Below are 14,155 nucleotides of genomic sequence, written 5' to 3'. Positions count from 1 at the left end.
TCCAACTATTCGTTACACTACGGTTAAAACACGCCTTCGCTCGGTGCCCACTTGTGCAATCCTAAATTCGCGTGTTTTTCACTACTCATTTAATCCGCTCCCTTTTCGTAATTTTTGCGTCGGCATATTGTTCTTGCTCCAGTGTAAATTCCATTGATGCATACAAAAACTGGCGTTCTTTCTCTCCAAAATATCTGGCTTTGATAAAAACGAGCAGCATAAAGATATGCACCTAATTTTAATAAGCACAGGCAGCTAGTCCAGTATGTTCATAGAATAATAGTAATGTTTCAAAACTAAAAGTAAAGAGGTGACATATACTATGACTATTTTTCCTCTTGAAAGGCTTGTCAGTAATACAGGGGGTGTATTTCTTGGTACTGACAGGGATCAAGCTGCGATGAATGCAGCAAATAATACAGAAGATCATCCAGACCTTGTTGCCCGAAATCCTGGCTGGCCTTCATTGAAAAAATTTGATAATAATAGTGCTGTAAAATCTTTTTCCCCCTTCGGAAGTGTTTCCAACCCTGATTATATCTGGGATCAGCCTACATCAGATGGTCAAACAGCAGCTTTTGCTATTGCTTCTCAAAGATTTGAAGTTCCTTCACCAAATGAAATTAGCACATTTAGTGTTTTTTTGGTTGCCTTTACCGATAATTCCATGGAAGCAAAAATTGAACTTTTTGAAGAAATTGGAGGTACTTTTGTGAAGGTAGCCCCTCAACCTATTGGGTTAAAAGATTTTTTATTGGTGGCAGGCGATCCAAATACTCCTGCTGTCGGATTAACAATCGATAGTCCACCTTTTACCTTCCAGCACATTCGCGTTTATTCTACTCGTTTTTTTGCTCCTAGTGCCCCATCGAAGATTAGGACTTTTAAAATTGTTGTTTCATTTGAAGTAACCAATTACCTTATTAAACCTATTTATTCTTCCAATCCAGCCGGTTTGCAATTTATGGTCGATATCTATCAAAGTATAGACTTAGTTTAAACGTTTCAGTGAATGAAAAACGATTGTTGATACAGTCGTTTTTGTGTTAGTTAACATAATCGTAAATACAATACCGGAAGTGGTCAACAAACAAACGAATCCCTTGATATACATAAGATTCGCTTGTTTGTTTTTTTATCATTTATGAACGTTTTTATATATCGTTGATAAATCAACGTTTCAGGCTTCTTCAGAAGCCTCCCAGCTGCATAAAAAAAGAGAATTTTATGCAATCCTTGTTGAATTAACCTGCCAGTTGAATAAGGATATTTTTTGTTTAAAATGAATGTATGATTTAGCATAAGATCGTACATTCAAAAGGCCACCAATTTAGTGGCCTTCTTCTTTAACTGAAGAACCCTCGGATTCTCATTCAATTTAGGGATTTTCTAACGTAATGCAGTTGCATTCACAGTTAAAGGAAAAGGAACTGTATACTAGCCTAAAACATATATTGATTTGAAATCACTTTAGAGGAGATGATAATGTGTCTCGTGAACTTCGTGCCGTTTTGACTGGTCTGGATCCACAATACGCAAAAAGACTTGCTGATGCCCTTAATATATACTTGGCCAATCTTCATGTAGTTTCCGCCAAATTACGCAATTTCCACTGGAATGTGGTTGGTGTTGATTTCATTGATTTTCATGAAAAATTACAGGAGCTCTATGAAGAAGTTGCTCTTGAAATCGATCGAATTGCCGAACGAATCAAAATGTTGGGGTTTTTCCCTCTTGCCTCCATGCATGAATTCCTCCGTTACGCAACTCTAGAAGAGGCCCCTAGTTGTCCTTACAATACTTCGACTATTGCTTATGCTATTGTCAATGATTTCGCAGCAACGGCACGTTACTTGCGTGAAGTCGACAAATTCGTAAGAGAAACAACAGATGAATTTACAATAAATCTTTTCGGAGATGCAATGGGCTTTCTAGAGAAACATGTTTGGTTCTTCACAGCTTACTTAGAAAGAATGGATGGATTACGCGATTCTCAAAATCATGTAAATAAATAAAAACTATCCAAGATTAAAGAGTAGCTTTATCTGCTTTGTCACCATAACATGGAACTTTAGGAAGTGGCGATAAAACAAACCCCTTGGGCACCAAGGGGTTTGTTTTATACTATTCTCTTTAATTACTTATTTTACCTTGTTCAACTCTACTGCCACTTTAGTTTAGTTGGTCTTCCTCCGCAGTCCACGTATGGACAAAATCTCGGACAACTGATAAAGAGCCTTTAAAGGTTTGATCCAGATGTGAAGTGAACCAGGGAAGATTAACTTCTGTCAACAGAGCGGTTTCCACGGAGGTGATAATGTTTGCAGGCAAGGTAACTTGACTTGAGTCCCAAGGTACTCTCCGAAAATCTTGAGCTTTGTCCCATGGCAAGGAATCATGATACCCCTAATCTATTTTCTCTGATCGTTTTTTATGTTCCACATATAATTCTCAGATTTGGGGTTCTAACCTAAAATCCAAATGATTTGTAAGCAAGAGAGTACCTCCTTTATTAGTCCTTTAACTTATTGTATTAAACTGGAATTATCCCTTGTCCGGTCTAAAGACAAACGGATTTCTAAGTTTCCCTGCCTTCATTAATTCTTCAGCCTTTACTGTACAGTCGTTTATTACACTCTTAGGTTACATCTTTAGAGCCACTTTTTTCTTGTGAAGATGCCACTTAGATCATCCTTCTCCTATTTATTGAACCAGACTATCGAATCTTCTCTAACTCATACTGGAGACTATTTTATTTATTTTTCCATTGTAAAATTTCTCCATGTCTAATTTTTGATAATTTATACAAAGAAACAACTGGATTCTGACTAGACCCCATTCCTTTATTTTAGAGAATTCTCTTTTCCCGATTTTTACATATTTCTTGCTTAGGAGGGAATTTTATTTGTATCTAGAAAGTAAGGAGATGATCTTTATGAACTACAAACTATTTAAGTCAATCAATCAGCTTTCTGGACGTTGTTCTCCAATTGATTTGCTGATGATATTGATATCAAATAAGATTCGTTATGTGTTTATTTTTGTTTTGATTTTCATGTGGTTTAGAAATGATTCTTACAAAAAAGTGTCTTGCACTGCGGTGATATCTGTGGGGGTAACTTTGTTTATTAACGCTTTGATTAAATTGTTTTATTTTAAACCACGTCCGTTTGTGAAACGTCGGGTCGGCATACTCATTCCTTCAAAAATGGATTCTTCATTTCCAAGTAAACATACTCTGCTTGTATTTGCTATATCTACTTCTATCTTTCTTTATGAACGTGTCCTTGGTTCAATCATGTGGGTACTATCTGTGTTGACGGGCTTCTCACGTATTTGGGTAGGACATCATTATCCATCTGATATTATTGGAAGTGCCTTTATTGCTACCATGACCAGTATCATATTAGATAAAATTACCCGCTGCGTAAATTATTTCGCCCGTGAATAGCAGCTATATTTTAGTCGATATCATGTATGATTATTATTTATTTTTATACAGTAATCGGTCTTTTACCAAGAGAAAAATTTTTTCGTACGGCAGATGACTCTAATCCTAACCGAACACCAGAAGGGATTTTGTTACTTGTTATTTTTTTGTACGTAAAACGGAACAATATTAATAATATGTAAGACTGTTTCCTATGCTTATTTTGATTAGAATTTTACTTTATGGGGGGTCTTCGCTACATAGCCATTATGTTACCTTCTTATAACAAGGACAGGTGTATTTTTCCGCGTCGTACTCACGCTCTGCCAAATTATTGTATATCTTATTCATATTTAGTTAACATAATCATTCAATGCTAATTATCAAAAGTTCTCGGTTTGTCCCTTCTTTCCTCCATCCGTCTCTCATGTACAAACTGAATACATTCTTTAATCGTAGCTTTCAACTACACTTCATGTTCCTAGCTAATTCATCTAATAAATACATCGATTCAATCATTATTTTCAAGGTCATTCTCTGTAGATTTTGAGACACATAAGCCGAATTAGTCGGTGGGTTAGCCATTCTCTTCTTGCCTCCTAACTTTTGAAAATTCGAGACGAAGAGAATTTTCTCCTTTTTAAAAGGGGTACCTTTTAGATACCCAGCCCTTTGCAAATAGGATTTTCTCTAATAAATAACCTTTATCAAAAATAAAAGGCTACCATATAGGTAACCTAAGTGTGTTTCTCATTTTCATCAACTTTAACTACCGTTTATAGTCTGATACAAATTTTCTGATTTCTTGTATCGGTATTTCCAAATTAATAGCCATTTGGATGAGTTCAGCCCATTCTTTATCAAGTTCTTCTACTGTATCGTTTGCCTGACTTAGCATTACTATTCCCCTATCAGAACCAGAGGGCAACCCAGCTATCTTTCTCACATCAGATTCAACTTCTTCTTGATAGCCCTGTGATTCTCTATATAGCAGTTCCCACTGTTCATAAAGGTTTTTAGCTGTCTTATAGTCATCGAAGTCCACTTTTAAATCTGTCTGTAATTTTTCTTTTAATTCGTGGCATGACTCTTCCCATTTCTCTAAGCTTTTTATATCAAAGAGTTTTGAAAATCTTTCAGAAAGAAGTAGGCTAAGATTTGTGGTATGAAAAATGGAAATGAAAATTAAAAATATGGAAACGGCATCGGTGTATCGGTGATACCTTCTTCAGCGAGGACGTCTGTAATCATCATAGTCATCATAATATCCCTAGCCAAGTTGTTGCCTGTTTACTTGTTCTTCATCAGCTCGTGTTTTTTGAAAGTAACTTGTTTTAACTAAACGGATTGCTGTTTTAAATTCTTGAGTCTTTTATTATGTCAATGTGTTTGTTTGAATCAATTATGCTGTTAATTATCATTGCCAAGTGTAATATTAAACATCAGAAATGTTAATCCATCTTTAACCCGAAATATAAAGAAACACCCCCTTCATACAAGGCAGCTCCATTAGATAGACGAATGATTATTTTTGTAAACCTTATATGCATAAGGGCTTTATTTGCTTATTTAATGATCGGAAAACATACTTAATGTCTAATCGAGCTTATTAAACTAAAGTATTTCGAAGATGCTATTTTCCTCCTTTGGGGAGGCATTTTTCTATTTTAATTAATTCCACCCTTACTTTATCCCTTCCATTGTTAAAATTACCATCTAAAACCCACCCTTGAAAAACCGAACAAACATTTCTGAAATTGAACAATAATAAGAGCTGTTTTTCAACGAAACCGAATATACTTCACTTAAAATCATGAAAACTCCACCTTAGAAGCGAAAAATCCACTACATAATAACGTTGTTACGAAACCTCAAACGGTGTCTAGAATTATTTTTTATGGTTTGTCATATGATGTCTGTAACGTTCATTTCTCAGGGAGGGAAGAAAATGCAAATCCATGTAGTCCAACGAAACCAAACATTAACTGTCATTGCACAAACATATGGGACTACCGTAAATGCTCTTATCGAAACAAACGAAATTCCGAATCCAAATAACCTCGTTCCAGGTCAAACGATAGTCATTCCTATAATAGGAAGCTTTTACTGGGTTCAGCCGGGTGACAGCTTATGGTCGATCTCCAAGAAATTTAATATATCCGTTCAAGAGTTGGCTGCTGTTAACCGTATTAGTGTTAATCAGCCTCTTCAGATTGGGTTTCGTCTTTATATCCCGCCACGTCCAAAGGTTAGGGCTGAATTTAACGCCTATGTGGAACCAAGGGGTACGTCTGTTTCTCCAGAGTTAGAAAGCAGTGCCAGGAAAGCTGCTCCGTATTTAACCTATTTAGCGCCCTTTAGCTTTCAGGCACTGCGTGACGGTACCCTTAAAGAGCCACTTCTAAATAATTTCCCGGCTATTGCCAGAGCCAATAATAATGTACTGATGATGGTGATTACAAATCAGGAAGCCGACGGATTCAGTGATGAACTGGGTAGAATCCTATTGAATGATATAGCAGTTCAAGACCGTTTTATCAATAACATCGTAGATGCTGCAAAGAAATATGGGTTCCGGGATATTCACTTTGACTTTGAATACTTACGTCCTGAAGACCGGGAAGCTTACAACCGATTTTTACGTAAAACACGCGATCGGTTTAAAAGGGAAGGCTGGCTTATTTCAACAGCTCTTGCTCCAAAAACAAGCGCCGAACAAAAGGGCCGATGGTATGAAGCTCACGATTATAAAGCCCACGGAGAAATCGTTGATTTTGTCGTAATTATGACGTATGAATGGGGTTATAGTGGAGGCCCTCCTATGGCAGTGTCTCCAATTGGGCCTGTAAGAGAGGTATTGGAATATGCTATCACGGAGATGCCATCTTCTAAAATAGTAATGGGACAAAATTTATACGGCTATGATTGGACATTGCCGTTTGTTCAGGGTACGACTGCAAAAGTCGTTAGTCCCCAGCAGGCTATTCAACTTGCCGCACAGCATAATGTCCCAATCCAATATGATTATCAAGCTCAGGCACCGTATTTTAATTATGTTGATCAGGACGGAAAAAGACATGAAGTTTGGTTTGAGGATGCACGCTCAATTCAAGCGAAATTTAATCTAATGAAAGAATTAAGGCTTAGGGGTATGAGCTATTGGAAGCTTGGTATAGCATTTCCGCAAAATTGGCTGTTGCTTGTCGATAATTTTGAAGTAGTGAAGCGACCAACTTAAATACAATGAGGGCTGTGAATTTTTCACAGCTTATTTTATTAGAATAAAAATGGATCGATCATTTTTCTAAAAATAACCATATATAAAATAGTACCAATGTTAACTGCTGAACATCTCAAACAATGAATTGTTCCATTGGTCTAACGTAAATCCATCTTCTCAAAGGCCTTTTTTTCACTATATATTCCGTCTTCTTTATGCTAAACTTCGACCATTTCCCCATAATTTAAAACTAATCTATTACTGAATATTTAACTTTCCAACCTATTAGTCGTCATTTGAAAAGTACCAGCGCTCTTTCACTTTAAATTAGAAGCTGGCTTGATGTGCATACCCTATACAAAGTTAGTTTACATAACTCTTAGAGGGAATTAACCAAATCAAAACCCCTTGGCGCTCATGAGGACACCTATAGATGCTTCGAGACGGCTACATAGTTGCATGAGGAGTATACTCGCGACCTGTTGACTAAGCCATACACATAAAGCAATTAATTCTTGCGCTTGATATTTACTTGTACGTTGAACAAAACCAACTTCTTTAGCTAATTCTTGAAGAGAAGTTGAAGATAAGTAGTTTTGAAGTTCCTGAGAAAAGAGATTCATTTCGTCGGAAATAGAAAAACTCATAGACAACGCCATCTTTCCTGTATATTTCTACAAAAAGAATAGCGTTTTTTTGGTTATGGGGATACAAATTCACCTTAGCTTGATGGCGATGGGGTGCGTCCAACAATAATTTCAGTTCTTCAACGGTCAAGATAGTGATTTCACTCTCCGTGAACTTTACGTTATTCACGTCTTCAAAAGGATTATCTTTTATTCTTCTTTCTTCTATTTTTTATTTTTCTTTAGTAATTCACTTGGCGATTCATAAAATTTGAATCTTCCAAAGATTGGTGACCGTTAAAGACTGACCTCCTTTTTATTTTGAATATTACCATCTGAAAAATTACCAAATGTAGGTATAATTTTTCATAAAGTGGTAAATCTAAAGTGGTAAATCTAAAGTGGTAAATCAAGGAATAAGGAGGAACTGTTCATGCAACAGCAACAACCGAATCAATCTCAAAATCAGCAGCCGGTCTTTCAAGAGCCGCCACAGGTGATCACAGGGAAAGATTTTTATTACTTAACGGACATGCTTTCGTGGAACCTTTTAGGATTCAAAAAGGCACATTTTGCAGCAGGCCAGTGCCAAGATCAACAGATCGTAGCGGCCCTTGAAAAGGCATGCATGATGCACGAAAGACATTATCAGCGCATTTTGCAGCATTTGGAGCAAAATGGCAGCCAGATGAATCAATAAGGGGGACACATGAAATGAATAACAATCAAAACAAGATTCAAAATCCAGAAACACCTGTACCAAAAACACCTGAGATGAATGAGCGTGACTTCCTAAACGATATGCTTTCGTATGAAAAGTACATGACGGCATCCTATTCTACGGCAATGAATGAGGCAAGCCACGCTTCGCTATATCAGGACATTCACGCGATTTTTGACGAAACGAAGAATATGCAGCGTGAACTGTATAATCTGATGTTTCAAAAGGGATGGTACTCGCTTGAAGCGGAACAACCACAAAAACTTCAACAGGCCGCACAGCAGTTTACAGGGTACATGTCCCAGTTTCCGCATAATCCTCCAATGCAATAAGATCGCTCAAAAAGCTATGGTAACCAGTCCATAGCTTTTAGCTCATTCATTTTTCACCGTTGTAGAAAGTATACTTTGTGTATGTACTACCAAACTTTTCCGGAGGAGTGTTTTATAATGGGTGTGAACTGTTTATTTATGGTCGAAAGATTATAAATAAGTAATCAGCTATTCATGATAGTACAAGGTAAAATCGTTACGTGCTCGGACTATAACGGTCATTATGGGACAAAAAAGAGGTTGGGTACCTAAAAGGCGCCCAACCTTTTTAATTGCCGTTAAGGTGCTGAATTTTAGACTCCCTGCTGCTTAATTTCACTAACTTTCATTCTGGAATAATACACAGCATCAAACATATTATCAGACCTTTATGGGGTAGCATCACATCGCCATCAAGCTAAAAAATAAAAACATCCCAAAACGAAAAAAATGCTATTTTTTCTCTAAAATTAATAGAAAAGAAGAATTTTTTCGTTTTGGGGATACAAATTTATCTTAACTTGATGGGCATGTGATGGTACCCCTTAAAGCAGAAAATAAAAAAACGCTGCATTTAAGCAACGTTTTTACTCTGACGAAGGATTGGTTATTCCTAGCAGTATAAAGAATGTCACAAAACCAAAAATTAAGAATGCTTTAATTACATTTTCTACTATAACATCATACATTGGTATCCCTCCCGTTTTTTTAGTTTCCTATAGGTTGTTTTAAGCCATTGATAAACTTATCCTTTATTAAGTTACCCTATTTTTGGTTTCAAATTTATATGGAAAAACAATAAAACCCTTCAGGAATGAGATATTCTGATAAACATAAAGCCAACTCTAACCCAATATATTGGATTCAAGGAGGGACAAGTATGACTATTTTAAGAATGGTTTATTTTTTTCGGTCTATTTGTATTATTTTCTTTTTTATTTGTAATATAGATAAACTATTTCTTTTGGGTGTAACGAGTGATGCTGCATTAGATGTATTTATTACACCTTTCATTATTTATTGTTCATTTAAAATAGTAATACCATCATTAAGGAAAAGCTTTGCTTCTTGGTTTCTCCTAGATAAGAAGGAAATCCATCAAGCTGTATGTATATTCCTATTCTAGTAGCCAATATAGTTACTTTTTTGGTAAATATATATCGCTTCTTTCCTTATTGGTTAAGATTTGAACCAGTAGGAACTGGAAGAAATCAAGTAACCACTTTACAAGAAATTACGGACATTGGTTTAATGATTGGGTTGGTAACCATCGGTCCTATTAATGAGGAGTTCATATTCAGATACTTTTTATATGCTGGAATGATTTTGGCTTTTGCTGATATGGCTAAAGATTTTAGATGGACAGATAAGCTATTTAATCATTTGTTCGTATCGAGGACACCAATTTTCTGACCCTATTGCAGGAGCACTAAGGCAATACAAAAGTGTTTCTCTTAATCAACAAACTCACTTAGAACGTCTTTCTACTGGACTGCGAATAAATCGTGGCTCAGATGATGCTGCTGGATTACAAATATCTTCTCGTTTAACTTCGCAAAGTAATGAACAACTTACCTCCATTCCCCATCCTCCTTTACCTGCTTTTTAATCCCGACTGGCCACACTCGAAATTAACTTAATCCATTTTCAAACGTTTTTTCTCCTGTTCACAAAAATCTTCTACCGTAGATCTACTCCAATAAGGTGTTCCTGCAAGTTCAACATCAGCTTTCGGCATCTTTCCTCGGCTGTAGTAAACATTCAATTTACGTTTATCATAATTCAGTCCATTTTCTGATAAAAAATCAGCAAATTGTTTTTGGTTGAAATATTCATTGTTGCCTTTTCGAATGTGTGATTATTATTTGTTTTTATACAGTAATCGGTCTTTTACCAAGAAAAAAATTTTTTCATACGGCAGATGACTCTAATCCTAACCGAACACCAGAAGGGATTTTGTTACTTGTTATTTTTTTGTACATAAAACGGAACAATATTAATAATATGTAAGGCTGTTTCCTATGCTTATTTTGATTAGAATTTTACTTTATGGGGGGTCTTCGCTACATAGTCATTATGTTACCTTCTTATAACAAGGACAGGTGTATTTTTCCGCGTCGTACTCACACTCTGCTAAATTATTGTGTATCTTATTCACATTTAGTTAACATAATCATTCAATGCTAATTATCAAAAGTTCTCGGTTTGTCTCTTCTTTCCTCCATCCATCTCTCATGTACAAACTGAATACATTCTTCAATCGAAGCTTTCAACTACACTTCATGTTCCTAGCTAATTCATCTAATAAATACATCGATTCAATCATTATTTTCGAGGTCATTCTCTGTAGATTTTGAGACACATAAGCCCAATTAGTCGGTGGGGTTAGCCATTCTCTTCTTGCCTCCTATCTTTTGAAAATTCGAGACGAAGAGAATTTTCTCCTTTTTAAAATGGGTACCTTTTAGATACCCAACCCTTTGCAAATAGGATTTTCTCTAATAAATAGCCTTTATCAAAAATAAAAGGCTACCATATAGGTAACCTAATTGTGTTTCTTATTTTTATCAACTTTAACTACCGTTTATAGTCTGATACAAATTTTCTGATTTCTTGTATCGGCATTTCCAAATTAATAGCCATTTGGATGAGTTCAGCCCATTCTTTAACAAGTTCTCCAACTGTATCGTTTGCCATTACTATTCCCCTATCAGAATCAGAGGGCAACCCAGCTATCTTTCTCACATCAGATTCAACTTCTTCTTGATAGCCCTGTGATTCTCTGTATAGCAGTTCCCACTGTTCATAAAGGTTTTTAGCTGTCTCATAGTCATCGAAGTCCACTTTTAAATCTGTCTGTAATTTTTCTTTTAATTCGCGGCATGACTCTTCCCATTCCTCTAAGCTTTTTAAATCAAAGAGTTTTGAAAACCTCGGTTTCATACTTTCCCAGTGAAAATAAATGTTATTACACCATTCCAACAAATATTCAGGGTATTGTATTTGTTCTTCTATTTCCATACATCTCACTCTCTCTCAGGTAAATTTTTCACTCTTAATATTTTAAATAAAGGCCGGTATGTTTTGCTAATACATTAGGAAAACATCTGGGACAGTATTTCTGGTTAAGATGAAGTAAATCGTTTGGTAACATTGAAAGTTGAGCTTTCCAAAATTACCTTTCGCAAGAAGCGCATATTTCCATACTCCTCAAAAAACAGCTCCCTTTAATAATTTTTATCTTTTTTTGCGATGATTTAAATTTATACTATGTTCCACCATTGTCTTGGGAATAGGCATTTTTCCTATTTGGGCAAATTAAATTAAATTAAAAAAGCCCCCTTTAACAAGGGGGGAGGCTCCTTCGACACAGATAGACGATATGAATTTATTCCTTTGTGATTGTGATCGGGAATAACCACTATTAATTTATGCAAATCAACTGTTTCAAATGCGTGTTTATTTTACCTGGAATGCTCTGTTCTGAAGGTTCTCGAAGGTTTCGAAGGCATGGATAGATCTTTTTTGAGTAAATACAAATGTTTCTTTAAATTCTCTATCGTTGCTGTTTTCTTTCCAATTAATAACAATTTCTAACTCAGTTGCAGTTACTGATAAAGGAAAATTAGCGAAAGTAAATTCTTGTCCCCTTTGATTTACTTTAGCATCCGTAAGAATATCAAAAAGTCCAAATTTGGTTTTAGAATTCAGATCATTTCCAAATGCTTGAATATTTGCTTCACTAATATCTTTACCGATGTTTTTTACCTTGAAGCTATAAGTATCATATACTCCCTTTTTTGGTTTAACGGATTCCTGACTACCTTCAGCATCCCCTACTTCAACAGACCATTGCTTTGATGACTGTGTTACTGGCAGATCATCGAAGGTTAAAGCGTTCACTTGAGACGCTGGTCCAATAATTAAAAAGCTAAACATAGCTAAAACAGTTAAAACTTGATTCATTTGTTCACCTCCTGTTTCACTAACAGGTTTCCAAAAAACAAATTAAAGCATGATTTTAGATTATCCGGATCATAAAACTGGACTATATTTCCCCTGGGATAGCGGAAAGCAGGTAACCCGAAAGCATCCGCTTTTTTTCATGGAAAAGTATCCCCATCATTCAACATCACGTTCTTCCATATTCCCCCGATTCCTCGAGATTTCGATCCTCTTTGAACCCTGGCCTTCTCCTTTTGATGGGCTCAGTTTTTCACGAAACACACAGGTGACATGTCTTAAAAGGAGGAAGAAAAATTTGTATTAGCATACTTCATCCGCGTTTTGACGGCGGTACCCTACAAGCTGAAAGCTTACTCAAGGTGAGCTTTTACTCTTTTATAAATCTGATTTCTTCATTGGTATTAAATGCCTCTATTACCGTTGGTACATCGTTAAATTTCAAATTTTATATTTTACTGATATAGTTGATCACTTGAACCATGCTCAATTGGTGGATCAAATATCCAAAAGGTTTTCTTAAAAGTTTAGGGATGAGACAACAAAAACCAACTACCAGTATGACTTATTAAAATTCCGTCATTAGATGCTTTTAATTTTCAGTCTATTTTGTTCCAAATTCTAGTTAGATTCAATGGTACATATATTTTATCACCATGAATTTCTCTATGTATAATGGGATTCAAAAAATATTGATCTAAACTATCATATACTACCTTACGCCTGGCCCTTGGTGTTGTACCTAATATAGTTCCGAAATCATTTTCATTCATATATATACCTCGCTTTTTAAAAATTCATCCATATTCACTTTAATGACAGCTTCTTTTCGTTCCCTCGATAAGAGTAACTTTTATCAATAGTAGTATTTTTCCCTTTTCTCAACCTTATTCCACAGTCATTAAAAAAGAAAATTTAATTTCGTAATACAGCACATAACCCTTATTTAATTCATAAACACATGGCAAACAGCAAATTAAACTTACAAAGAGGTGAAAAGAAAGAGTCAACTAAGTGGTTAACTTGTTCACTCTGTTTCTCTTAACAACCTTATTATGAATGGTTTTCTCTTTAATATTCTACCAAAATTTACAGTGTATCCATTTCTTACATAAAAGGGATTATTAACACATGAGTGAGGTGAAGACATATATCAAATCGTAGTGGTGGTCGTAATCGTCTATTAGTACAAGGTGCAGAACAAGGACTTGATCAATATGTATTGCAAGCACTACACCACAGAGAATGGAAGTATGTATCGTTCTTCCACGGTAGCTTAATAAGAAAAAGACCGTTACAACAGTCTTTAATGACTAAAAAAACTTGTGTTAATTCTTACAAGTATCACGTAGCAGAACTACAATGTCCTGAGACAATTTTCATTTTCCCGTCATGGTATTGCCAAATACGAGTGTAACAAAACTCACCATCAATTGGTTCTCCACTTCCGACAGTGCCATTTAGAGCGACTCGCGTAATAATTATTGCTAACATATCCAAGAGTTTAACTCGTTGCTCTAAAACTTCGATACCAATAATTGTAAATTATCCTGTGCGGTGGGCTTCAATATCGGCTTCTTTCGTTAATATTTGCCCAAAATGATTGACGAAGCTAAGATCATCAGCAATTAATTCATCTAACAGCTCTACATTACTGGATAGCATTGCTGAACGAAGGAGTTCTTCACATTGAATGATTTTTGCACGATTCACAACAAAACCTCCTTTTCCTATTATTAACTACTATACATTTTGGATAATATTTGTTACCAAAATAAAATCTTCTCTTCGCTCTTCAACTATCCTCCCCTATAGTTAAAGAAGAGCAAATAAAAATCCCATATTCAGTAAAGAATACAGGATTTTTATCAATCTTTTTTACAA

General features: G+C 35.6%; 12 protein-coding genes and 2 pseudogenes. 7 read left to right on the top strand and 7 right to left on the bottom strand.

All coding sequences use genetic code 11. From position 1 onward, the window contains the following. Nucleotides 1–85 precede the first annotated feature (85 nt). Entirely contained in the window at nucleotides 86–220 is a 135-nt protein-coding gene (locus ABC374_RS28265; RefSeq protein ID WP_286185151.1) for a hypothetical protein, read from the bottom strand. 102 nt (nucleotides 221–322) lie between these two features. Here ABC374_RS28265 and ABC374_RS28260 point away from each other — a divergent pair, with 102 nt between their 5' ends. Together ABC374_RS28260 and ABC374_RS28255 are read left to right on the top strand one after the other, a co-directional pair. Beyond that, complete coding sequence (locus tag ABC374_RS28260) at nucleotides 323–1,000, top strand: hypothetical protein (RefSeq protein WP_413020635.1); 678 nt, start codon at nucleotides 323–325, stop codon at nucleotides 998–1,000. Between the two features lie 487 nt (nucleotides 1,001–1,487). After that, nucleotides 1,488–2,015, top strand: coding sequence for a Dps family protein (locus ABC374_RS28255; protein WP_207441023.1), 528 nt, complete (start codon nucleotides 1,488–1,490; stop codon nucleotides 2,013–2,015). 166 nt (nucleotides 2,016–2,181) lie between these two features. Here ABC374_RS28255 and ABC374_RS28250 read toward each other — a convergent pair. Continuing rightward, a pseudogene (locus ABC374_RS28250) lies at nucleotides 2,182–2,442 on the bottom strand (acyl-ACP desaturase); the annotation flags it as partial. A gap of 493 nt (nucleotides 2,443–2,935) precedes the next feature. On the opposite strand from ABC374_RS28250, the gene ABC374_RS28245 reads away from it, so the two are divergent. Then, nucleotides 2,936–3,451: an undecaprenyl-diphosphatase gene (locus ABC374_RS28245; RefSeq protein WP_207441024.1), complete on the top strand. Its 516-nt coding sequence runs from the start codon at nucleotides 2,936–2,938 to the stop codon at nucleotides 3,449–3,451. A gap of 748 nt (nucleotides 3,452–4,199) precedes the next feature. Here ABC374_RS28245 and ABC374_RS28240 read toward each other — a convergent pair. Then, nucleotides 4,200–4,475 carry a hypothetical protein gene (locus ABC374_RS28240; RefSeq protein ID WP_207441304.1) on the bottom strand — a complete coding sequence of 92 codons (276 nt, stop codon included), beginning with the start codon at nucleotides 4,473–4,475 and terminating at the stop codon, nucleotides 4,200–4,202. Between the two features lie 903 nt (nucleotides 4,476–5,378). On the opposite strand from ABC374_RS28240, the gene ABC374_RS28235 reads away from it, so the two are divergent. Beyond that, complete coding sequence (locus ABC374_RS28235; protein ID WP_207441305.1) at nucleotides 5,379–6,668, top strand: glycoside hydrolase family 18 protein; 1,290 nt, start codon at nucleotides 5,379–5,381, stop codon at nucleotides 6,666–6,668. A gap of 386 nt (nucleotides 6,669–7,054) precedes the next feature. Here the strand turns inward: ABC374_RS28235 and ABC374_RS28230 are convergent. Further along, nucleotides 7,055–7,297 (bottom strand): annotated as a pseudogene (locus ABC374_RS28230) (IS4 family transposase); the annotation flags it as partial. A gap of 412 nt (nucleotides 7,298–7,709) precedes the next feature. Here ABC374_RS28230 and ABC374_RS28225 point away from each other — a divergent pair. From ABC374_RS28225 to ABC374_RS28215, 3 genes are all read left to right on the top strand, one after another. Further along, entirely contained in the window at nucleotides 7,710–7,976 is a 267-nt protein-coding gene (locus tag ABC374_RS28225; RefSeq protein WP_207441307.1) for a hypothetical protein, read from the top strand. 14 nt (nucleotides 7,977–7,990) lie between these two features. Next, nucleotides 7,991–8,329: a spore coat protein gene (locus ABC374_RS28220; RefSeq protein ID WP_207441308.1), complete on the top strand. Its 339-nt coding sequence runs from the start codon at nucleotides 7,991–7,993 to the stop codon at nucleotides 8,327–8,329. Nucleotides 8,330–9,641: 1,312 nt separating this feature from the next. Continuing rightward, nucleotides 9,642–9,917, top strand: a complete 276-nt coding sequence (locus ABC374_RS28215) for a flagellin N-terminal helical domain-containing protein (protein ID WP_396020889.1) — start codon at nucleotides 9,642–9,644, stop codon at nucleotides 9,915–9,917. Between the two features lie 968 nt (nucleotides 9,918–10,885). On the opposite strand, the gene ABC374_RS28210 is transcribed toward ABC374_RS28215, so the two are convergent. The 3 genes from ABC374_RS28210 to ABC374_RS28200 all read right to left on the bottom strand — a co-directional run bounded on the left by ABC374_RS28210 (nucleotide 10,886) and on the right by ABC374_RS28200 (nucleotide 13,984). Beyond that, nucleotides 10,886–11,329: a hypothetical protein gene (locus ABC374_RS28210; RefSeq protein WP_207441328.1), complete on the bottom strand. Its 444-nt coding sequence runs from the start codon at nucleotides 11,327–11,329 to the stop codon at nucleotides 10,886–10,888. A 438-nt stretch (nucleotides 11,330–11,767) separates the two neighbouring features. Then, nucleotides 11,768–12,274: a hypothetical protein gene (locus ABC374_RS28205; protein WP_207441329.1), complete on the bottom strand. Its 507-nt coding sequence runs from the start codon at nucleotides 12,272–12,274 to the stop codon at nucleotides 11,768–11,770. 1,542 nt (nucleotides 12,275–13,816) lie between these two features. Continuing rightward, nucleotides 13,817–13,984, bottom strand: a complete 168-nt coding sequence (locus tag ABC374_RS28200; RefSeq protein ID WP_309487768.1) for a nuclear transport factor 2 family protein — start codon at nucleotides 13,982–13,984, stop codon at nucleotides 13,817–13,819. Nucleotides 13,985–14,155: the final 171 nt, after the last annotated feature.

It is taken from the genome of Peribacillus phoenicis (assembly GCF_047238085.1).
Taxonomy (GTDB): Bacteria; Bacillota; Bacilli; order Bacillales; family DSM-1321; genus Peribacillus.
The sequence above is the reverse complement of the archived record's forward strand: the minus strand, read 5'-3'. Positions and strand labels throughout refer to the sequence as shown.

Coding starts and splice junctions, on each gene's coding strand:
- ABC374_RS28235 (WP_207441305.1), top strand. CDS start 5,379: ATGCAAATCCATGTAGTCCAACGAAACCAAACATTAACTGTCATTGCA.
- ABC374_RS28210 (WP_207441328.1), bottom strand. CDS start 11,329: ATGGAAATAGAAGAACAAATACAATACCCTGAATATTTGTTGGAATGG.
- ABC374_RS28245 (WP_207441024.1), top strand. CDS start 2,936: ATGAACTACAAACTATTTAAGTCAATCAATCAGCTTTCTGGACGTTGT.
- ABC374_RS28265 (WP_286185151.1), bottom strand. CDS start 220: ATGCTGCTCGTTTTTATCAAAGCCAGATATTTTGGAGAGAAAGAACGC.
- ABC374_RS28205 (WP_207441329.1), bottom strand. CDS start 12,274: ATGAATCAAGTTTTAACTGTTTTAGCTATGTTTAGCTTTTTAATTATT.
- ABC374_RS28260 (WP_413020635.1), top strand. CDS start 323: ATGACTATTTTTCCTCTTGAAAGGCTTGTCAGTAATACAGGGGGTGTA.
- ABC374_RS28220 (WP_207441308.1), top strand. CDS start 7,991: ATGAATAACAATCAAAACAAGATTCAAAATCCAGAAACACCTGTACCA.
- ABC374_RS28225 (WP_207441307.1), top strand. CDS start 7,710: ATGCAACAGCAACAACCGAATCAATCTCAAAATCAGCAGCCGGTCTTT.